The organism is Flavobacteriaceae bacterium (assembly GCA_003443635.1).
GTDB lineage: Bacteria > Bacteroidota > Bacteroidia > Flavobacteriales > Flavobacteriaceae > AU392.
On the sequence record CP031964.1, the window covers coordinates 1,134,670 to 1,157,912 of the forward strand.

Sequence of the window (23,243 nt, forward strand, 5' to 3'; positions counted from 1 at the left end):
TTTATTTAATTACTTTTTTAAGGATACCAAAAACTGCTCTTATAAAAGTTGCGCTTGTTAATACTTTAACAATCGGATTTTGTCTTTGGTAACCTCTATTAGAAGAGCGTCGTTTTGTTTTTGATTGACGTTCTTTCTCTTCTTCTCTTTGGAGGCGTTTATCTTCTTCTACCTTAAGCGCTTCAGCTTTTTTTATTTTTTCATTGAGCATTTCATAAGCACTTTCACGATCTATCTCCTCATTATATTTCATTACTAATTTAGAATCGTCGTATAGTGCATTCAATTCAGCTTGTGTTAATACATCCATTCTACTCATTGGAGCACGTAACATTGTGGCAGCAAGAGGGGTAGGTCTTCCTTTTTCATTTAAAGCAGAAACTAAAGCTTCTCCAATTCCTAAAGAAGTAAGTACATCTGCAGTATCATAATACTCTGTATCTGGATAGTTCTGAGCTGTTAATTTTATAGCTTTTCTATCTTTGGCAGTAAATGCACGAAGAGCGTGTTGTATTTTTAACCCTAACTGACTTAATACAGCTTCTGGAACATCAGTAGGATTTTGAGTAACAAAATATAATCCAATACCTTTACTGCGAATAAGTTTTACAATACTTTCAATCTGACTTAATAATGCTTTTGAAGCTTCATTAAAAATGAGATGAGCTTCGTCAATAAACATAATTAATCGCGGTGTATCACTATCACCTTGTTCAGGGAATGTTTCGTAAATTTCGGCCAGTAAGCTCAACATAAATGTCGAAAACAATTTAGGACGATCTTGTATATCTGTAAGTCTTATAATATTAATATAACCTCTACCATCTCTGGTTGTTCTTACTAAGTCTTCAACATCAAACGATTTTTCACCAAAAAATAGATCAGCTCCTTGTTGTTCAAGCTCTACTACTTTTCTTAAAATGGCACCAGTTGATGCTGTAGAAATACGACCATAGGCGTCTTCAAATTCTTGTTTACCTTCTTTAGTAGCATATTGTAATATTTTTTTAAAATCTTTTAAGTCTAAAAGAGGTAATTTATTATCGTCACAATATTTAAATATTACAGCTAAAACACCAGATTGAGCTTGAGATAGATCTAAAATACGAGATAACAATACAGGGCCAAATTCACTAACAGTTGCTCTTAAACGAACGCCATTTTGTTCTGATAAAGACATCACTTCAACAGGGAAATTTTTGGCTTCAAAAGGCAAACCAATTTTTTCGTGACGTTCGTCAATTTTTGGATGCCCGGGACTAGGTTGAGCAATACCACTTAAATCACCTTTTATATCCATAAGCAATACAGGAATACCTTTGTCGCTTAAATTTTCAGATAATACTTGTAATGTTTTGGTCTTACCAGTACCAGTTGCGCCAGCAATTAAACCATGACGATTCATTGTTTTTAAAGGGATCTTTACAAATGCATTTGTAACAGTTTCACCATCTAACATTGCAGAACCCAGAGTAATATAATCGCCTTTAAAAGTATAGCCTTTATTTAGGTCTTCTAAAAAAGTATCTTTAGTGGTCATACTGAAAGTTTTGATAAAAATAGTGTAATTTTGAACAACTTTAAAATCATAAGAGATGAAGAAAACAGAAATTTTATTAGCATTATTATTACTAGTATGTTTTGTATCATGTAAAGAAAGTGAATCTTCAAATAAATATTCTGAAAATGAAGAGAAATCACATTCAGAAATCACATTCCATAAATCACATGAACCCACTAGACAGAACACACCATTTAGTGATGCAGTAGAAACAGAAGATTTTTTATTTCTAGCTGGACAGATTGGTAGAGATCATTCTAAAGGTGTATTGGTTGAAGGAGGTGTAACAGCACAAACAAAACAAGTAATTGAAAATATAAAAGCTGTTTTAGAACATCACAATTTGTCTTTAGATAATGTGGTAAAATGTACAGTGATACTAGCAGATATTAATGATTTTTCTGCATTTAATGATGTTTATAAAACATACTTTACAAAACGGCCAGCTCGAACTACTTTTGCTGCTGCTGGTTTAGCAGCGAATGCTAAAATTGAAATTGAAGTAATTGCAGCAAAATAAGATATTTACCTTTAACTTTATAGTTATCTTTGCGCCCTTATGAAGAAAGAGATTCAAGAACGAGTTAATAGAGGGGAAATGCTGCCTTTAATGGAAGAGTTTTATACTATACAAGGTGAAGGCTTTCATAAAGGTACAGCTGCATATTTTGTTAGAATTGGTGGTTGTGATGTTGGTTGTCATTGGTGTGATGTTAAAGAAAGTTGGAATGCAGATTTGCATCCACCAACAGAAACTTCTAGTATTGTTGAAAATGCAGTAAAATATAGCGACACTATAGTTGTGACGGGAGGAGAACCTTTAACTTGGGATATGAATGTATTGACATCTCAATTAAAATCTGAAGGATTGCAAGTGCATATCGAAACTTCTGGAGCTTATAAATTAACAGGTACTTGGGATTGGATCTGCTTATCACCAAAAAAAATAAAACTACCTACTGCTGAAGTTTATAAAAAAGCTGATGAGTTAAAAGTGATTGTTTATAATAACGACGATTTTAAATTTGCAGAAGAACAAGCTGCTCAGGTAAATAAAGATTGTATTTTGTATTTGCAACCAGAATGGAGTAAGAGTGACAAGATGATTCCGTTAATTGTAGATTATGTAATGAAAAACCCTAAATGGAAAGTATCATTACAAACCCATAAATATTTAAATATACCATAAAAAAAAGCCTTGAAAAAATTCAAGGCTTTTTTTATTATATGAAGAAATATATTATTTAGTGAACGGAACTGCTACACGAACAGTACCCCATCCTAGATGCATATGTGCTCCGTTATCTACTGGCTGAAATGCAATTGAGAAGTTCTCTAAAGATTGATCACCTTTAGTTACGGGAACTGTAAGTCTTGCTACTTCGTTAGACTCTTTATAACCACTAGTTGCCCAATGATCTAAATCAGAACTTATAATAATGGTCCATTCTTTTTCACCAGGAATAGTAAATAAAGAATAAGCACCAGCTTTAATTGATTTTCCTCCAAATTTCACGTCTTGTAAAAACTGAATTTGCGTTGCGTCATTAGCACCAGTTCTCCATAATTTACCGTAAGGAGCTAGCTGTGTACCAATAGTTCTTCCTTTTAAATAAGGTCTGCTATAAAATACTTTAATTATTTTATTTGCTCCTCTGCTTGGAAAAGAAGCTAAGTCTAATGGACTTTTGTCTAAACCTGGAAACTGTTGAGCATTTACATTTGTAGATAATAACATTACAAATGCAAAAGCCATAATTGTAATTAGAGATGATTTTTTCATGATTATTGTTTTGAGTTTTTAATAACAAGTAAAATTAAATAATTATTCTTTTAAATTTTTGCTGGAAATCAGAAAGTCTTGTTAAACTTTAAGGTTTGTAGACTAAAATGCTACTAATAAAAAAAAGCCTTAGCAACTTTAGTTACTAAGGCTTTTTATTTTACTATCTAAATTAGATTTATTTAGTAAAAGGGACCGCTACACGAACAGTACCCCATCCCATATTAAGGTGTACACCGTTATCTGCCTCTGTAAATACCATTGCAAATTCTTCTAAAGAATCACTAGCTGCAGTTACAGGAACATTAAGTCTTGCAACGTCATTAGCTTCTTTATAAAAATAAGCACCCCATGCGTTTAATTCAGAGTTGATAATAATAGTCCATTCTTTTTCACCAGGAATAGTTGCAAAACTATAAGTTCCTGCTTTAATTGTTTTTCCTCCTAATTTCATATCTACATAAAATGTAATTTCAGCAGATTCGTTAGCACCAGTTCTCCAAACTTTACCATTTGGAGCAAGTTTTGCTATATCTCTACCTTTAAGCTGCGGACGACTGTAAGCTATTTTTACAAGTTTGTTAGCGACTCTGTAATCATTAGGAAAAGACGCTACATCCATAGGACTTGGGTCCATTTTTGGGAAATCTTGAGCATTTACATTACTAGATAATAGTATTGCGAATGCAAATGCGATAGTTGAAATGAATGATAATTTTTTCATGTTTAGTTTTTTTAAAATTGTTTTAACTTATGAGGTCGTAATTCTTACTTTAAGTTTACAAATAAAACGTTTTACTTATAAACAATACATATTTAATTACGTTTAATGCTTATTTTTTTATTTAAAGTTATAAAATGAAACTATTTATCAATTTTATGTTGATAAAATGAAACTTTAAATAGATGTTTGTGTTATAAAATATTAATACGATTGTTATGTGTGGAATAGTATGTGCATTTGATTTAAAACAAAAATCAGATAAATTAAGACCTCAGATATTGGAAATGTCTAAGCAAATTCGTCATCGTGGACCAGATTGGAGTGGTATTTATAGTACAGATAAAGCCATTTTAGCCCACGAGCGTTTAGCTATTGTAGATCCAACCTCAGGTAAACAACCTTTGTTTAGTGAAGATAAGAAAATAGTATTGGCTGCTAATGGAGAAATATATAACCATAGAGCGTTACGTAAACAATTTGAAGGCAAATATAACTTTAAAACAGAATCAGATTGTGAAGTGATTTTAGCACTATATCAAAAAAAAGGAAGTGCTTTTTTAGATGAAATGAATGGTATTTTTGGGTTTGCTATTTATGATGTAGAAAAAGATGAATATTTTATTGCTCGTGATCATATGGGAATTATTCCATTATATATTGGTTGGGATCAGCACGGTACATTTTATGTAGCTTCAGAATTAAAAGCTCTAGAAGGTGTTTGCTCTAAAATAGAATTGTTTCCACCTGGACATTATATGTCTAGTAAAGATGGAGAGTTTGTGAGATGGTATCAACGTGATTGGGAAAACTTTGACGATGTTAAAGATAATGAAACAAGTATAGAAGTATTAAAAGAAGCTTTAGAAGCTTCTGTACATCGACAATTAATGAGTGACGTACCATATGGAGTGTTATTATCAGGAGGATTAGATTCTTCAATAACATCTGCTATAGCTAAAAAATATTCGCAAAAGAGAATTGAATCAGATGATAAAACCGATGCATGGTGGCCACAATTACATTCATTTTCAGTAGGATTAGAAGGGTCTCCAGATTTAGAAGCAGCTCAAAAAGTTGCAGATCATATAGGTACAGTACATCACGAAATAAAATTTACGGTACAAGAAGGTCTAGATGCTGTAAAAGATGTAATTTATCAATTAGAAACTTATGATATTACGACTATAAGAGCTAGCACACCAATGTATTTAATGGCTAGAGTGATTAAATCGATGGGTATTAAAATGGTATTATCGGGCGAAGGTGCAGATGAATTATTTGGAGGGTATTTATATTTTCATAAGGCACCAAATGCCAAAGAGTTTCATGAAGAGACAGTTCGTAAATTAAGTAAACTGCACATGTATGATTGTTTGCGTGCTAATAAAAGCTTAGCAGCTTGGGGTATTGAAGGTCGTGTACCATTTTTAGACAAAGAATTTATGGATGTGGCAATGCGTATTAACCCTAAAGATAAGATGATAAATGGAGAGCGTATGGAGAAATGGGTGCTTCGTAAAGCGTTTGAAGATATGCTGCCAGAAAGTGTTGCTTGGAGACAAAAAGAACAATTTAGTGATGGTGTAGGGTATAGTTGGATAGATACACTTAAAGAAGTAGTTAGTGTTGAAATATCTGATGAACAAATGGATAATGCACATTTTAGGTTCCCATTACAAACACCGCAAAATAAAGAAGAATATTATTATCGTACTATTTTTGAGTCGCATTTTCCAAGTGATGCTGCGGCTTTAAGTGTTCCTCAAGAACCATCTGTGGCTTGCAGTACTAAAATAGCTTTAGAATGGGATGCGGCTTTTAAAAACATGAACGATCCAAGTGGTAGAGCTGTAGCAAAAGTGCATGAAGATGCATATTAAGGTTTTAGAAATACGTTACTTATTTTTTATAAAGTATCTTTAAACCTAATAAATAAGTATGTATTTAAGGTATGTTAAATAAAGTAGCAGTACAATGGATTGTTAAAGATGTAGTGAATTCAGTCGAATTTTATACTAGTAAATTAAGGTTTAAATTAGACTGGCTTGGAGAAGAACCATTTTTTGCTATTGTAAGCAGAGATAATTTTAGTGTTATGTTACGCCAATTAAAAAGAGAGAGCTTACCTAAACCCAATAGAATTCCTTTTATCAAATCCGGATGGCATTCAAATAAAGAAGAAGCATGGGATGTATATATTTGGGTAGATAATGCAGATGTTTTGTATACTGAATTTAAAGAGAAAAAAGTATCCGTTATAAAAGAAATTCAGGATACTGAATATAATAATCGTGATTTTGAAATTGAAGACTTAGATGGTTACATTTTATGCTTTGGACATCATTTATAAGGTTTTTTGTTATAAATAATGAATGTAAAATTCTCTTTTAGCAGGACGATTGTATTTTTTATAGATTTCAAGCCATTAAAAAAAGACTAAAATCCAATTTAAGCTATTTTTTAAGCTGTTTAAGGAACTTTTAAGTAATTAACAAATGTTGATAATTATCAAGTAAACTCCATAAAAAGCTATGAAAAAAACTTAGCAATTCGTATATTTGTTTGTATTCAAAAGGATGCTATCTAGCATCTTTTTTTATTTAAAAACCTAAATCAATTTAAGATAAAATATGAGCGAAGAAAATAAAAAACAATATTCGGCTGATAGTATTCAAGCTTTAGAAGGAATGGAGCATGTACGTATGCGCCCATCGATGTATATTGGAGATGTAGGGGTGCGTGGATTACATCATTTAGTTTATGAAGTTGTAGATAATTCTATTGATGAAGCCTTAGCTGGACATTGTAATAATATTACAGTTACAATTAATGAAGATAATTCTATTACCACTGAAGATGATGGTCGAGGTATTCCAGTTGATATCCATAAAAAAGAAGGTATTTCTGCTCTTGAAGTTGTAATGACTAAAATTGGTGCTGGAGGAAAATTCGATAAAGATTCTTATAAAGTATCAGGTGGATTACATGGTGTAGGAGTAAGTTGTGTTAATGCATTATCTGAACATCTTAAAGCAACTGTTTATAGAGATGGTAAAATTTGGGAGCAAGAATATGAAAGAGGAAAATCACAATATCCTGTAAAACAAGTTGGTAGTACTGATAAAAGAGGAACCACAGTAACCTTTAAGCCTGATTCTACAATTTTCACTCAAACTTTAGAATATAGTTATGATACGTTAGCGAGTCGTTTACGTGAATTAGCATATTTAAATAAAGGAATTACTGTTCATTTAGTAGATAGAAGAACAAAAAAAGAAGATGGAGAATATGAAGGGGAAACATTTCATTCTAAAGAAGGACTTAAAGAATTTATAAAATTTTTAGATGGTAATAGAGAGCCTTTAATGAGCGATGTTATTGCTTTTGAAGGAGAAAAGAATGGTGTCCCTGTTGAGGTAGCGATGATCTATAATACATCGTATGCCGAGAATTTACACTCGTACGTGAATAACATTAATACACACGAAGGAGGAACACATTTATCAGGATTTAGACGTGGGTTGACTCATACGCTTAAGAAGTTTGCAGATGGCTCAGGAATGCTAGATAAATTAAAATTTGATATTGCTGGAGATGATTTTCGTGAAGGATTAACAGCTATTATTTCTGTAAAAGTACAAGAGCCACAATTTGAGGGGCAAACAAAAACCAAATTAGGAAATCGTGAGGTTTCGGCATCTGTGAGTCAAGCTGTTTCAGAAATGTTAACAGATTATTTGGAAGAGCATCCAGATGATGCAAAAACGATAGTGCAAAAAGTAATATTGGCAGCACAAGCACGTCACGCGGCACAGAAGGCACGTGAAATGGTACAGCGTAAAACTGTAATGAGTATAGGTGGTTTACCTGGAAAATTATCGGACTGCTCTGAACAAGACCCTGCAAAATGCGAAGTGTTTTTGGTTGAGGGGGATTCGGCAGGAGGTACTGCAAAACAGGGACGAGACAGAATGTTTCAAGCAATTCTTCCATTAAGAGGTAAAATTCTTAATGTAGAGAAAGCAATGCAGCATAAAGTATTTGAAAACGAAGAAATTAAAAACATTTTTACAGCATTAGGTGTAACTATTGGTACTGAGGAAGACCCAAGAGCATTAAATCTTTCGAAATTAAGATATCATAAAGTTGTGATTATGTGTGATGCCGATATTGATGGAAGTCACATTGCTACACTTATCTTAACGTTCTTCTTCAGATATATGAAAGAATTAGTGGAGAATGGACATATTTATATTGCAACACCACCTTTATACCTGGTAAAAAAAGGTGCTAAAAAGCAATATGCTTGGTCTGATAAAGAACGTGATGAAATTGTTAATGGTTATGGAGATGGAGCAAAAATTCAACGTTACAAAGGTCTTGGTGAAATGAATGCAGAGCAACTTTGGGATACAACTATGAATCCAGAATTTAGAACGATGCGTTTGGTGCAAATAGATAACGGAGTAGAAGCAGATCGTATATTCTCAATGTTAATGGGAGATGAGGTGCCACCACGTCGAGAATTTATAGAAAAAAATGCGATCTATGCGAATATTGATGCGTAAGTAAAAGTGTTTTGCAATAAATAAAAAAAGAGATCACTTTAGTGATCTCTTTTTTTATTTAGAATATTATCATAAATTTTGAAAAGTCAAAAAAAAAGCTAAATTTGTTCGATTATTAACCATAAACCCCAAATCATAATGAAAAAACAATACACCTTAGTATTGCTATTATTGCTATTAGTTAGTACGATTTCTGCACAAGACAAACAGTGGGAAGTAGATCTTAAAGAAACTTTATATGAAGTAGGTTGGATTAAACAATCTAATAGTGGTGTTATCCTAGCTTCTGGAGCTAAAGGATTTTTAGCAATGGATAACAATACTGGAGAAACATTATGGCATAACAAAGAGTTAAAAGCCGTAGATAAAAATACATTTTTAAATATTGACGGATTGCCCTTGTTTTACGTGGAGTATGCTCCTGTAGTAGGGAAAACCAGAGGTATTATAGTGAACTCAAGTAATGGAGATATTTTATTTGATACAAAAGATGAAGGCTACAGAATTAAGAACTTCACAACCATACCGAGTCAAGATGTTATTTTATTCGAGTTATTAAAAAATAAAGAGCGCGTTTTAATGAGTTTTAGCCTTAAAACTTGGCAACAAGAATGGCTAACGAGCTTAGGAGAAGTTGGCGGATTATTAAAAAAGCTATTAAGTAAATCCTTTATAGATCAAGGCCCTTATTTTAATAAAGAAAATAATTTAATTATAATAGGTGTAGATGATCAAATTTATGCAATTAATACTACCAATGGTGAAATTTTATGGCAGCATGAAACTGATAAAGATATAAAAGCCTTAGTGTATTCTGAAAGTAATAATAGTTTATACGTAGGAGTTAAAAAATCTAAAAAACTATTGGTTTTAGACCCTAATAACGGCAATGATATTACGCCAGGAAAACTTAAACTTAGAGGTACTTTAATAGATATTAGACCAGACAATAATAACAATTTAGTATTAGTAGAAACAGAAGGGTTTAATATAATAGATCCAGCTACAAATGAATTTAAATGGAAGAAAAGTTTCAAAATTGAATATTTAGATGAAGTTATTCCTCATGAAAAAGGTTTTGTTGCTATAGGTAAAGATGAGAAAGACGGAACCATTTCTTTAGTTGATAGTAATGGAGATAAAGTATGGACTAGCAAAGTAAAAGGATATTCTTATTACACAGCAGTAATTCCTAAAGGAATACTATATATATCGACAGAACGTTCAAATATTTTAGATTTTGAAAAAGGAAAAGACGTTTGGGACAAGGATGTAAAATTTAGATCTATTCCTGCTGTTACTTTTGATGAACAAGAGGATAAAGTTATTTTATTTGAAAATAAGAAGGCGTATAAGTTTGATTTAAAAACAGGAGTAGTTGATCTATTTGCTGAAGATATACAGTTAGAAAATGTAAAAAGAAAAACACCATTAACTGCTGAATATGTAGAAGGAGCAGGGTATTTAATAAACACAGATCAACACATGTCTTTATTATCATCTTCAGGCGAAATAAAATATAGCAAATATTATGAGCCTGCATCAGATATAGGAGGACTTACAGGTTTAGCTCAATTAGGGTTAGATATTGCTGGAGTAGATTTAGACATCCAAGGATCTTTAGATAATATTAATATGTTGTCATCACTTTCAAATGGAGCTTTCAGAACTTCTAGAGATCAAAACGATGGTGCTATTGAGGAATCTGTTATAGCCGGAGCATATGTGGGAACTCAAGGTAATATGTCTACAGTTTTTGAAATTACTAAAAAGAGATATTTTAATTCTAAAACAGTTAAAAATCATCAATTTATAGTTACAAAAGTAAAAAGTGATACGGCGCCTACAATTCATCAAATATATATGGTGAATAAAAAAACAGGAGCTCCAGATGCACAAATAAAACTTTTAGATAAAACACCAAATTATTTAATTGACGAAATTGATAATGTTGTTTTTATAAATGAAAAAAATCATTTAATATCATCGTATAAATTTTAGAAGTACTTAAATATATAATTATAAAAAAAGGAAAAGCACGAGAATTAATCTCGTGCTTTTCCTTTTTAAGAACCAATAAATTATTTGTAATTTCGCACTTTCTTAATCGACCTAAAACGAAGTCAGATTATTCATAAAACAAAATAAAAATATAAATATGAAAGTAACAGTAGTAGGAGCAGGAGCAGTAGGTGCTAGTTGTGCAGAATATATTGCAATTAAAAACTTTGCTTCGGAAGTAGCTTTATTAGATATTAAAGAAGGTTTTGCAGAAGGAAAAGCAATGGATTTAATGCAAACCGCTTCTTTAAATGGTTTTGATACTAAAATTGTTGGAATAACAAATGATTATTCAAAAACAGCTAATAGTGATATTTGTGTGATAACTTCAGGGATTCCTCGTAAACCAGGAATGACTCGTGAAGAGTTAATTGGAATTAACGCAGGTATTGTAAAATCAGTATCTTCTAGTTTATTAGAACATTCTCCTAATACAATAATTATTGTTGTTAGTAATCCTATGGATACAATGACATACTTAGTACATAAAACTACTGGACTTCCAAAAAATAGAATTATAGGAATGGGTGGAGCACTAGATTCGGCTCGTTTTAAATACAGATTAGCAGAAGCCTTAGAAGCACCAATTAGTGATGTAGATGGAATGGTGATCGGAGGACATAGTGATAAAGGGATGGTTCCTTTAACAGCTCATGCTACTAGAAATAGTTTAAAAGTTTCAGAATTTTTATCTGAAGAACGTTTAAATCAAGTAAAAGAAGATACTAAAGTTGGAGGAGCAACACTTACCAAATTATTAGGAACTTCTGCTTGGTATGCACCTGGTGCAGCAGTAAGTGGATTGGTACAAGCAATAGCTTGCGACCAACAAAAAATGTTTCCTTGCTCAGCTTTATTAGAAGGAGAGTATGGGTTAAGTGATTTAGCAATTGGTGTTCCAGTAATTTTAGGGAAAAATGGAATCGAACGCATTGTTGAGATCGAATTAAGTGATGCTGAAAAAGCACACATGGCAGAGAGTGCTGAGGGAGTTAAGAAAACCAATGGATTGTTAGAATTTTAATATCCAATAGTTTAAAAATAGATATTTATATAAAGACTGTAGAAATACAGTCTTTATTTTTTTATATTTGGCGCATGAAAGCGAAATGGTATTTATATACTTTAATTGTTGTTCTTGTATTAGCAGGTTTTAATCAGCAACACATTTCTGAACCTAATCAAGAAATTGTGGTTCAATTTATTGGTGATGAAGTTACGTTTGATGAAACTCAGAGCGCAATAGCTACTGTAAAAATGCAATTACAGAGTATTGGAGTACATAATATACAAGTAGGAGAAGAAGAAGAAGGTAAATTAAAAATAACGTATTACAGTAATATTGATATTGCTGATATAAAACAAGTACTTTCCGGAGAAAATAACCTTGATTTAGGGTACACAGATTATAATCAAGATAAAAAAGGGGCTGAATTTCCTTTTAATAAAAATTCAAATAGTTACGATCTAGATGTTTATGAAATTCAAAACAGTAATGATCTAGAATCAGGTTTTGAAGGATATGTTTTAGAACAAAAAACAGAAAACGATCGATTTTCCAACCCAAATTTATATACATCTGTTAGAGAGGTTAATGTTGCAGAGAGAAATAAAATTGAAGAGATTGCATATGTCATATATAAAAATAGGGCAATTGCAATAGGTAATACTTTAGACAAGATTCCTGAAGTTAGAGCTGGACCAATCTCTATGGGAATTCTTAATACTACTTCCCAAAATATTTAAATGGCTTTTTTATTTAAAAAAGCAATAAGATTACACTTAATCATAACAAAAATAATTGTCAAATCATGAACGGAGTTGTATGTTTGCTCGTTTTTAAATTTGACTATAAAATAATAAAATAATGCAAAATAAAGGATTAGTAAAGCTATTTGCACTACTATTTGGATTAGTAAGTATTTACCAAATAGCATTTACATTTAAAGGGAATCAGATTGAAAAACAAGCAAAACAATTTGCAGTTTCTCAAGTTTCTGAAACCGAAGCTAAATACGATTCACTTCGTAGTGTAGAAGAATTAAAGTATTTAGATTCAATAAGTAAAATAGAAGTTTACAATATAGGTATTGCCAGTTACACTTATGATGAGGTAAAAGATAAAGCAATGAACCTTGGTTTAGACCTTAAAGGAGGGATAGATGTAACACTTCAAGTTTCTGTAAAAGATATCTTAAGAGGTCTAGCAAATAAAAGTGAAGACCCTATTTTTAATCAAGCGTTAACAGATGCAGATGAGCTTCAAAAAAATGCTCAAGAATCATATTTAGAATCTTTTTATAGAGCTTTTGATGCAATTAAAGGAGATACAAAATTAGCATCTCCAGATATTTTTGCAAACAGATCTTTAAGTGAGGAAGTTACGTTTGATATGTCTGATGATGCTGTAAAACGTATCATTTCAACTAAGGTTGATGAATCTATTGTTTCTGTTTTTGAAGTATTACGTAAACGTATCGATAAATTTGGAGTAACACAACCTAATATTCAACGTGTTGGAAATTCTGGACGAATTATAGTTGAATTACCGGGGGCAAGAGATAAAGAAAGAGCAAAAAGATTATTACAAAGAACAGCGCAATTAGAATTTTGGGATGTTTATAACCCAAATGTATTTTCTCCATTTATTGTTCAAGCAGATGCCAAACTTAAAGAGTTAATTACTCCTAAAACTGAAGATGCTGTTGAAGATGATACTAATACAGATGATGCAGATACGGCAAACCAAGATAGTAATGTAAATGACTTGTTAGGAGATACAACAGAAACAGAAGTTGCAGAGAGCGCAGCTATAGCAAATCCATTAATCGGATTAATTAAAATAGGAGGAGGACAAGGAAGTGCAAGTATTGGTCGTTTTGATCTTAAAGATACTACCGTGGTATCAGGTTATTTAAGAAAACCAGAAATAAGAGCATTATTAAGCCCGGCACAACGTGACGTTAAATTTTTATGGGGACTTCCAGAAATAGATCCTGCATTGATTGGATCTGATTTGGAAAATGTTGAACTAGTTGAGCTTTTTGCTATTAAAGGGAATAGAGAAAATGAACCAGAATTAAATGGAGCTGTAGTAGTAGATGCAGGGCAATCGTTTGACCTTAGAAATCAACCAGTAGTGACTATGCAAATGAACGCAAAAGGAGCTAAAGGTTGGGAGGAAATGACAGGGAGAGCTTTTAATCAAGGGACTAATATTGCTGTGGTTTTAGATGATGTTGTATACTCTGCACCAGGTGTAACTACAGGACCAATTTCTGGAGGGAATACTGAAATTTCAGGATCGTTTACTTTAAACGAAGCAGTAGATTTAGCAAATGTACTTAGAGCAGGTAAATTATCTGCTAGAGCAGATGTTATTAGAGCTTCTGAAGTTGGACCATCTCTTGGAGCTGAGGCTATTAGTACAGGAACAAAGTCATTTATCATAGCATTAGTATTAGTGCTTATCTGGATGATGTTCTATTATGGTAAAGCTGGTATCTTTTCAAATATCGCTTTATTATTAAATATCTTATTAGTTTTTGGAATCTTGTCTGGATTAGGAGCAGTGCTAACTCTGCCTGGTATTGCAGGTATCGTGTTAACTATAGGTATAGCAGTAGATGCAAATGTACTTATTTATGAGCGTGTTCGTGAAGAGCTTACTAAAGGAAAAGGGCAAAAAGAAGCTATTAAAGATGGATTTAGTAATGCATTGTCTTCTATTTTAGATGCGAATATTACTACTGGTCTAACCGCTTTAATTTTATTTGTATTTGGTACAGGACCAATTAAAGGGTTTGCAACAACATTATTAATAGGTATTATTACGTCATTGTTTACAGCAATATTTATTACACGTTTATTAATTGATTGGAATACAAATAGAAAAGGTAAATTAACGTTCTCTACGCCAATTACTAAAGGTTTATTTAGAAATATAAATATTGAGTTTTTAAAGCGTCGTAAAATAGCATACGTTGTTTCTGGTATAGTTATCGTAGCTGGTTTAGGATCATTATTTACTACAGGATTGGATCAGGGTATTGATTTTGTTGGGGGAAGAACATATCAAGTTCGTTTTGCTCAAGATACAGATATAGAGAATGTGAAAACAGCTGTAATTGCCGAATTAGGTAGTGCAGAAGTAAAAACAATTGGAGGCGCAAATCAATTTAAAATTTCTACTAAATATAAAGTGGATGAAAATACAGCTGAAGTTGATGAAGAAGTACAACGTAAATTGTATGAGTCTATAAAATCATTTTTACCAAATAACTTCAGTTATGAGAAATTTAATGAAGGGGAAAATAATTTAGGTAAAATGAGTTCTAGTAAAGTGAGTCCAACAATTGCAGATGATATTAAAAAATCTTCGATTTGGGCAATTTTAGGATCATTAATTGTAGTTTTCTTATATATATTATTGAGATTTAAAAAATGGCAATTCTCATTAGGAGCTGTTGCAGCGGTATTCCATGATGTATTAATTGTATTAGGTATTTTCTCAATTACCTGGAAGTTCATGCCATTTAGTATGGAAATAGATCAAGCGTTTATTGCAGCGATATTAACAGTAATTGGATACTCGCTTAATGATACGGTAGTTGTGTTTGATAGAATTAGAGAGTTCCTTAATGAACATACTTCTTGGGATTTTAGTAGAGTAGTAGATTCTGCATTAAGCAGTACATTAAGTAGAACATTAAATACATCGTTAACTACTTTAGTGGTGTTATTAGCAATGTTCATTTTTGGAGCAGATTCACTTAGAGGATTATTATTCGCTTTAATGGTAGGTGTTATTGTAGGAACATATTCATCAGTATTTATTGCAACACCAGTAATGAATGATACAATTAAAAGAATAGAGAAAAAGAAGAAATAAGAACAGAAATTATTTTATAATAAAAAACCCTTTCTATAATTAGAAAGGGTTTTTTATTATATAGTCAAAACTATATTGTTAAAGTATTTTAAAAGTAAAAACTTCTATTTTCAATCTTTTTTGAGGCTGTATTAATATTTAAGAAACTTGCTTAGGTTTATAAACAAACATAAAATATAAACCTAAGAGTATAAACGGAATACTTAATGCTTGACCAGTATTTAAACTAAAAATCCAATCTTCTCTACCATCTACTTGTTCAACTTTAAATTGTTCAACAAATAAGCGGACAGACCATAGCAAGACTAAAAACAATCCAAATAAAAACCCGGTTTGTTTACGCTTATTAGTTTTCCAATAGGTGAAAAAGATAATTAAGAACACAAAGATATATCCAAAGGCTTCATACAATTGACCAGGGTGTCTTGGAATAGTATCATGTTTTGCGAAAATAATAGCCCATGGTAAAGATGCTTCTGCTGGTTTTCCTATCATCTCAGAATTGAAAAAATTTCCAATCCTAACAAAAATAGCACCCAAAGCTACTGCTGGTACTACACGATCTAGAATCCAAAGGATAGATTTTTTTAATACTTTTTTATTATAGAGATACATTGAGATAATCATACCAATTGCTGCTCCATGACTTGCTAAACCTTGAAAACCTGTAAACTCAAAACCTCCTTTGAATTTAAAAGGAAGAAATATGCTGAAGAAATCTTCTCGAATTAGTTCTGGTTGATAAAAAAACACATGACCTAAACGAGCTCCAATCATTATTCCTAAAACAGCATAAATAAATAAAGAATCTAGTTTCTCATCTGGTTGTTCTTCTCTCCTGTAGATTTTTTTAGTAATAAACCAGCCTAAAATAAAAGCTACCATCCACATTAAACTGTAGTAATGGATTTTAAAATTTCCAATAATTTTTATCCCTTCTGAAGCAGGATCCCAAACAGTTTGTAAAGCAAGAAACATAAATTTTTATTTTTTATAATGTAAATATATAGAATTGAAACGGATTAATTAAAGCTAGAATTATTGAAGCTTTATTTTTTCGATTCTTTTTTTGGTACAGGGTCATAACCAGATTTACCCCACGGATGACAACTAAATATTCTTTTTATAGCTAATCGACCTCCATAAAATAGACCATGCCTTTTTAAAGCCTCAATAGTATAATGAGAACATGTTGGTTGAAACCTACATGTCGCAGGCGTTAAAGGAGAAATTAATGTCTGATATATTCTTACTAGAAAGATAAAAGGTGCTACTAGTAATTTTTTCATATTTTTTCTCTTCTAAGCAGAGTAGTTAATTTGTTGAAAAAGATGTACCATCTTTTCCGTCTTTTAATTGTATGCCTACAGCAAGAAGCTCATCTCTAATTTTATCTGATAATGCAAAATCTTTATTTGCCCTAGCTTCAGCACGAAGCTTTATAAGTACTTTAACTGTATCGGATAGCTTTTCAGAATTGTTATCCTCGTTAGTGGCATTTATCAAGCCTAAGATATCGAAAACAAATGCATTAAGCGTTTTTGTTAATAAATCTAAATCACTTTTAGTGATGTTAGCTTTTCCGTCTTTAACTTGGTTGATGAATTTTACAGCACTAAATAATTCGGCAATTAAAATAGGAGTATTAAAATCATCGTTCATTGCATTATAGCAATTGGTAATCCAGTCTTGTATATCAAAACTCGTGTTATCAGAAATTGATAGTTTATCTAAAAGATTAATAGCTTCCATAAGCTTGTTAAATCCTTTTTCTGACGCTTCTAAAGCATTACTACTAAAATCTAAAATACTTCTGTAATGTGCTTGCATCATAAAAAAACGAGCAACACTAGGCGAAAATGCTTTACTTAACTTATCGTTTTCTCCTGTGAAAATCTCGTTAGGTAAAATATTATTACCTGTAGATTTTGCCATTTTCTGACCATTAAGAGTTAACATGTTAGCATGCATCCAGAAATTCACAGGATTTTTACCATTACAAGCTTCGGCTTGAGCAATTTCGCATTCATGATGCGGAAATTTTAAATCCATTCCACCACCATGAATATCAAATTGTTCTCCAAGGTATTTTGTGCTCATTGCAGTACATTCGAGATGCCACCCTGGAAACCCATCACTCCATGGTGAAGGCCAACGCATAATATGCTGTGGTTCGGCTTTTTTCCAAAGCGCAAAATCTTGAGGGTTCTTTTTATCACTTTGCCCATCAAGGGCTCTTGTATTATGTATTAAATCTTCAACATTACGACCACTTAATTTACCGTAATTATTGGTTTCGTTAAATTTTAATACATCAAAATATACTGAACCATTAATTTCGTACGCTAAACCCTTATCTAAAATATCTTTAATGATTTCTATTTGCTCTATAATATGTCCAGTTGCAGTAGGCTCAATACTTGGAGGTAAAAAATTGAACTTATTTAAAGTATTATGAAAATCTACAGTATACATCTGTACAACTTCCATTGGTTCTATTTGTTCTAAACGTGCTTTTTTAGAAATTCTATCTTCACCTTCATCTGCATCATTCTCTAAATGTCCAGCATCAGTTATATTTCTTACATAACGTACTTTATATTCAAGATGCTTAAAATACCTAAAGATCATATCAAAAGACATAAATGTCCTTACATTCCCTAAGTGTACATTACTGTAAACCGTAGGTCCACAAACATACATTCCAATACTTCCTTCATTTATGGGGTTGAAAATTTCTTTTTTTCCAGATAGAGAATTATATATTTTTAGTTCTTGATCTTTATATATTGGCATTTTATTGTATTGGTTATGATTGATGAAATGAGGTGTTAAAATTTAGTTTCTAGTTTAATATAATCTAATAACTCTTTACGAACATTTGGATCTTTAAACTTACCTCCAAATTCACTAGTTACCGTACTGCTTTCTATATCTCTAATTCCTCGTGAATTGACACATAAATGTTTGGCATCTATAATACAAGCAACATCATCTGTATTTAAAACTTTTTGAAGCTCTTTTACTACCTGAATGGTTAAACGCTCTTGCACTTGTGGACGTTTGGCAAAATGATCTACAATACGATTCATTTTAGAAAGCCCTACTACTGTTCCGTTAGATATGTATGCAACGTGAGCTTTACCTACGATAGGTAATAGGTGATGTTCGCAAGTGGAATAAACGGTTATGTTTTTTTCTACAAGCATTTCACCATATTTATATTTATTATCAAAAGTAGATGCTTTAGGTTTTGTATCCGGATCTAAGCCACCAAATATTTCATTTACAAACATTTTTGCTACACGTTTAGGTGTGCCTTTTAAGCTGTCATCAGTTAAATCAAGACCTAAAGTTTCCAAAATATGTCTAACATCATCCTTTATAATATCTATTTTTTCCTCTTTAGATAATCTAAAAGCGTCTGCTCGCATAGGAGTATTTGATGAGGTACCAATATGATTATCTCCTATAGTATCAAAATTTTCAATGTTGTTTTCTATTTTCATTAGAGTTGCATGATTAATTTAAAATCAAACCAGCTACAAAGATAAGCATTTCAAATATTTTGAATATTTAATTAACGAAGTATTAATAGCTAGATTAGCAATCACTTTGTCTGAAAAACAAGTGAAATATTACAATATTTTATATATTTATAGGATTGTTAAAGAAAAGTGAAAAATGAAAAATATATTTATTATAGTATTACTACTAGCTTCATTGATTTTATCTGCGCAAGAGCCTAAAACAGATAAAGAAATTTATAAAGCGTATACCTCCGAATTAAATTTAGATACTAATCAATCTAAACAATTTATTAAGATTTTGAAGAAGTATAAAAATAAGCTTAGAAAAAACAATATAGATAATAATACTTTTAATAAGCAAAATAAACTTAGAGACCTAGAAGTTTATGAGATGCTTAACAATGAGCAATTTGAAATATATAAAAAAATGAAATTAAAGCTCGAACCTGCATATAAGTATCGATTTTAAAAACTCCTATCAAATCTATTCCATATGAAACTAAAATTATACTATTTTTTAGTACTAGTAACTTTTTTTATAACCAATATAAATGCTCAAAGTTCAACTTGTGCTACTATAGAACCGTTTTGTGCAGGAGATTCTACTTTAGTATTTCCTAATACTTCAAATGGTACAAGTGCAGAAGCAGGACCAAATTATGGATGCTTAGGAACTCAACCTAATCCAGCATGGTTTTTTCTTCAAATAGATCAAGCAGGGACTTTAAATTTTCAACTTGAACAAAATACAAATCAAGATTTTACAGGAGCAGGTTTAGATGTAGATTTTATCGCATATGGACCTTTTACAAATACTGATGTTTGTAATAATTTAACAGCAGCAAATACAGTCGCTTGTAGTTTTTCTGCAGCTGCAATTGAAAACTTCTCCATTAATAACGCTCAAGCTGGAGAAATATATATTGTTTTAATTACAAATTTTAATGGATCACCAGGATTTATAAGACTCGGTCAAACAAATGCAAATCAAGCTGATGCAGGTGCTACAGATTGCTCTATTTTAAATGATGTTAATGCTTGTGAAGGTGATATTATTTCACTTGATGCTACTACTAATAATGCCGTTAGATATGAGTGGACTAGAGATGGTGTTATAATTGCAGAAACTGGACCTATTTTAAATAATGTGACTGCTCCCAATGCATTATATGTATCAACTGCTTTTAATGCCATGGATGATATTATTTTAATGAATGAGTTTGATGTTATTTTTAGTGAAATCCCTATTGCAAATTCTGTAAATGATGTATTGGTTTGTGATGATAATAATGACGACTTTTCTTCTTTTGATTTAGAATCGTTTAATGCTCAAATATTAGGAACTCAAGATTCAACATTATTTACTATAACGTACCATGTTTCAGATATAGATGCAAATATGGGTGATAATCCTATTAATTCACCTTTTATAAATACTACGAATCCTCAAACTATTTATGTGAGAATTGAGAATAATGCAAATACAAACTGTTTTAGCATTACAAGTTTTGATATTATCATATTTGATTCTCCAACGGCTAATCAGCCAACACCTTTTGCATTATGTGATGATGATGACGATGGTGATGATACTAATGGAATAGGAGTAACTTTTGACTTAACTACAAAAACTAATGAGGTTTTAGGTGCTCAAGCTGCTATTGATTTTAATGTAACATATTATTTAACTCAAGCCGATGCGGATGCTGGGATTGTTGGAACAGAAATTACTACACCTGTAGTAAATAATGTAAATCCGCAAACAATATATGTTAGAATTGAAAATGTTTTAAATACAACTTGCTTTGAAACAACAACTTTTGATTTGGAAGTAAATCCTTTGCCAACAGTAGTTCCTATAGTGGATTTAAGGCAATGTGATGATGATACAGATGGTATTTCATTATTTAATTTAACTGAAGCAAATAGTTTGATTTCTACTAACGCAAATAATGAAAATTTTACTTACTATTTAACTCTGGCAGATGCAGAAGGAGGTTTGGCTGTAGATCAAATTAATAATTTTATAAATTACCCAAACCCAACTCCATTAAATAGCAGTGTATTTGTTAGAATTGAAACTTTAGAAGGTTGTTTTAGAACATCTCAAATTAATTTGATAGTAGGAGCTACTCAAATACCAACAGCTTTTAATTTAAATTTTGAAGAATGTGATAATGCATTAATAGATGGCGATAATACAAATGGAGTTGCCGCATTTGATTTTAGTAATGCAACAACTCAAATTTTAAATTTATTTCCAGTAGGTCAAAATTTAACAGTAACATATTATGAAAATCAAGCAGATGCTTTGGCTGAAATTAATGCTATTCCAGATATAAGTAATCATAGAAATGATGCATCTCCATTTATTCAAAATATTTATGTTAGAGTAGATAGTGATGATATCAACGCGTGTTTAGGTTTAGGGCAGCATATTACTTTAACGGTAAACCCATTACCATTGGCGAATCCTTTAACAGACTTTGTACTATGTAGTGATGATGGAATTAATGCTACTTTTGATTTAACTACTAAAGATATTGAAGTTATAGGGACACAAACAGAAGCGTTACTAATTTCATATCATACAAGTTTAGATGATGCTATAAATAATAATGCTCCAATAATAGGGCAGTATATAAATACCTCTAACCCGCAAACTATTTTTGTGAGATCTCAATTTGATAATAACGGAAATGGTATAAGTGATCCAGACGAATGCTTTAATACAGATATTAATTTTCAACTTATTGTTAACCAAAACCCAATACTCTTTGCACCAGACCCAATAGTCATCTGTAGCGATCAAACAGAAACAACTTATGATTTAACAATACGGGCAGATCAAATAATAGGAGGAGATACTTCTATTGGATTAGCTTATTTTGAATCACAACAAGATTTAGATAATAATAATTTTATAGCGACTCCTACAACATATTTAAATACAATGTTAACAAGAGATGTTTTAGTTTTGGCTACTGGAACTAATGGATGTTTTTCTACGACAACATTATCTTTAGAAACAATTTTATTTCCCGATTTAAATTTAACTCCAGATGTTATTGAAGAGTGTGAAGTAGATAATAATGGCTTTGATGAATTTGATATTACAAGAAGAGAAAACGAAATATTAAATGGATTAGATAGAACAGATTTTATAATTACTTATTATGAAAGTGAAGCAGATGCTATTGAAGGAAATTCAAATAATATTCAAAATATTACCAATTTCGAAAACACTCAAGCCGTAACACAAACGATTTATGTTAGAGTAATACCTGTAAACACGCCTTGTTTTAGGGTAATTCCATTAACATTAATTGTTAATCCAGTGCCGGAAATAGCTATAGAAGATGAGTATGTGTTATGCCTGTCTCCAAATAATACTTCAATACCACCAGTGCTTACTACATTTTTACCTAACCCTCCAATTGATACACAACTTAATAGTGCAGAATACACTTTTGAATGGTTTAGAGGTGCAGTCGCAGATCCGCTTAACATAATCACAGGGGAAATAGGGCCTACGTTTACTCCAGATGCTATAGGACAATATACAGTTGTTGCAACAGATATAGTTTCTGGATGTACCATACCTGCAACAACAAATGTTATAGGGTCATTTCCTCCAGAAAGTATTACTGCAGAAGTAATAACAGATGCGTTTTCAGATAATGATATTATAGAAGTAACAGTAATAGGTAATGGAGAGTATGAATTTAGCTTAGATGGAATTACATGGCAATCGTCTCCAAGATTTGAAAATTTAGAATTTGGAGAGTATATGGTTTTTGTTAGAGACCTTTTAAATTGTAATAGTTTAGTGTCTAATACAGTTATAATAGTTGATTTTCCTAGATTTTTCACACCAAATGGGGACGGGACTAATGATACTTGGAATATAAGAGGAATATCAGAAATACCTAATTCTGATATATTTATCTATGACAGATATGGTAAGCTCTTAAAGCAAATTAATCCAAATGGTCTTGGGTGGGATGGCACTTTTAATGGGGAAGAACTTCCTACAAATGATTACTGGTTTACTATAGATTTTAACGAACCATCAGATGGAGTTCGTAAACAATTTAAAGCACACTTTACATTAAAACGCTAATA

General features: G+C 31.5%; 18 protein-coding genes. 11 read left to right on the plus strand and 7 right to left on the minus strand.

Translation table 11 applies throughout. The features are described 5' to 3' along the window. Position 1 precedes the first annotated feature (1 nt). Complete coding sequence (locus D1817_05075; protein AXT19265.1) at positions 2-1,540, minus strand: DUF853 family protein; 1,539 nt, start codon at positions 1,538-1,540, stop codon at positions 2-4. A gap of 55 nt (positions 1,541-1,595) precedes the next feature. On the opposite strand from D1817_05075, the gene D1817_05080 reads away from it, so the two are divergent. Continuing rightward, a complete protein-coding gene (locus D1817_05080; GenBank protein AXT19266.1) occupies positions 1,596-2,081 on the plus strand; it encodes a RidA family protein in 486 nt (161 codons plus the stop codon). A gap of 39 nt (positions 2,082-2,120) precedes the next feature. Next, complete coding sequence (locus D1817_05085; GenBank protein AXT19267.1) at positions 2,121-2,750, plus strand: 7-carboxy-7-deazaguanine synthase QueE; 630 nt, start codon at positions 2,121-2,123, stop codon at positions 2,748-2,750. A gap of 51 nt (positions 2,751-2,801) precedes the next feature. On the opposite strand, the gene D1817_05090 is transcribed toward D1817_05085, so the two are convergent. Both D1817_05090 and D1817_05095 read right to left on the minus strand, forming a co-directional pair. After that, positions 2,802-3,344: a DUF2911 domain-containing protein gene (locus tag D1817_05090; GenBank protein ID AXT19268.1), complete on the minus strand. Its 543-nt coding sequence runs from the start codon at positions 3,342-3,344 to the stop codon at positions 2,802-2,804. A 178-nt stretch (positions 3,345-3,522) separates the two neighbouring features. Then, a complete protein-coding gene (locus D1817_05095) occupies positions 3,523-4,068 on the minus strand; it encodes a DUF2911 domain-containing protein (protein AXT19269.1) in 546 nt (181 codons plus the stop codon). Positions 4,069-4,283: 215 nt separating this feature from the next. Here D1817_05095 and D1817_05100 point away from each other — a divergent pair, with 215 nt between their 5' ends. The 7 genes from D1817_05100 (at position 4,284) to D1817_05130 (ending at position 15,588) form a co-directional block, all read left to right on the plus strand. Next, positions 4,284-5,948, plus strand: coding sequence for an asparagine synthase B (locus D1817_05100; protein ID AXT19270.1), 1,665 nt, complete (start codon positions 4,284-4,286; stop codon positions 5,946-5,948). A 71-nt stretch (positions 5,949-6,019) separates the two neighbouring features. Then, positions 6,020-6,418 (plus strand): hypothetical protein, encoded by a 399-nt coding sequence (locus D1817_05105; protein AXT19271.1) that lies wholly within the window; start codon positions 6,020-6,022, stop codon positions 6,416-6,418. Positions 6,419-6,698: 280 nt separating this feature from the next. Next, positions 6,699-8,636 (plus strand): DNA topoisomerase (ATP-hydrolyzing) subunit B, encoded by a 1,938-nt coding sequence (gene gyrB, locus D1817_05110; GenBank protein ID AXT19272.1) that lies wholly within the window; start codon positions 6,699-6,701, stop codon positions 8,634-8,636. A 138-nt stretch (positions 8,637-8,774) separates the two neighbouring features. Beyond that, positions 8,775-10,637 (plus strand): hypothetical protein, encoded by a 1,863-nt coding sequence (locus D1817_05115; GenBank protein AXT19273.1) that lies wholly within the window; start codon positions 8,775-8,777, stop codon positions 10,635-10,637. 157 nt (positions 10,638-10,794) lie between these two features. After that, the gene (gene mdh, locus D1817_05120) at positions 10,795-11,721 is read left to right on the plus strand and encodes a malate dehydrogenase (protein AXT19274.1); all 927 of its coding nucleotides are present in this window, start codon (positions 10,795-10,797) and stop codon (positions 11,719-11,721) included. Between the two features lie 74 nt (positions 11,722-11,795). Further along, positions 11,796-12,443 carry a hypothetical protein gene (locus D1817_05125; GenBank protein AXT19275.1) on the plus strand — a complete coding sequence of 216 codons (648 nt, stop codon included), beginning with the start codon at positions 11,796-11,798 and terminating at the stop codon, positions 12,441-12,443. Positions 12,444-12,564: 121 nt separating this feature from the next. After that, on the plus strand, positions 12,565-15,588 hold the full coding sequence (locus tag D1817_05130; GenBank protein ID AXT19276.1) for a protein translocase subunit SecDF: 3,024 nt from the start codon (positions 12,565-12,567) through the stop codon (positions 15,586-15,588). A 138-nt stretch (positions 15,589-15,726) separates the two neighbouring features. Here the strand turns inward: D1817_05130 and lgt are convergent, their stop codons facing one another. The 4 genes from lgt to folE all read right to left on the minus strand — a co-directional run bounded on the left by lgt (position 15,727) and on the right by folE (position 19,097). Further along, entirely contained in the window at positions 15,727-16,566 is an 840-nt protein-coding gene (gene lgt / locus D1817_05135) for a prolipoprotein diacylglyceryl transferase (protein AXT19277.1), read from the minus strand. Positions 16,567-16,637: 71 nt separating this feature from the next. After that, positions 16,638-16,877 carry a membrane protein insertion efficiency factor YidD gene (yidD, locus tag D1817_05140; GenBank protein ID AXT19278.1) on the minus strand — a complete coding sequence of 80 codons (240 nt, stop codon included), beginning with the start codon at positions 16,875-16,877 and terminating at the stop codon, positions 16,638-16,640. A 25-nt stretch (positions 16,878-16,902) separates the two neighbouring features. Then, entirely contained in the window at positions 16,903-18,384 is a 1,482-nt protein-coding gene (locus tag D1817_05145; protein AXT19279.1) for a cysteine--tRNA ligase, read from the minus strand. A 35-nt stretch (positions 18,385-18,419) separates the two neighbouring features. Beyond that, positions 18,420-19,097 carry a GTP cyclohydrolase I FolE gene (gene folE, locus D1817_05150; protein AXT19280.1) on the minus strand — a complete coding sequence of 226 codons (678 nt, stop codon included), beginning with the start codon at positions 19,095-19,097 and terminating at the stop codon, positions 18,420-18,422. 175 nt (positions 19,098-19,272) lie between these two features. Here folE and D1817_05155 point away from each other — a divergent pair, with 175 nt between their 5' ends. Together D1817_05155 and D1817_05160 are read left to right on the plus strand one after the other, a co-directional pair. Then, positions 19,273-19,587 (plus strand): hypothetical protein, encoded by a 315-nt coding sequence (locus tag D1817_05155; protein ID AXT19281.1) that lies wholly within the window; start codon positions 19,273-19,275, stop codon positions 19,585-19,587. A gap of 24 nt (positions 19,588-19,611) precedes the next feature. After that, positions 19,612-23,241 (plus strand): gliding motility-associated C-terminal domain-containing protein, encoded by a 3,630-nt coding sequence (locus tag D1817_05160; protein ID AXT19282.1) that lies wholly within the window; start codon positions 19,612-19,614, stop codon positions 23,239-23,241. The last annotated feature ends 2 nt before the right edge of the window (positions 23,242-23,243 follow it).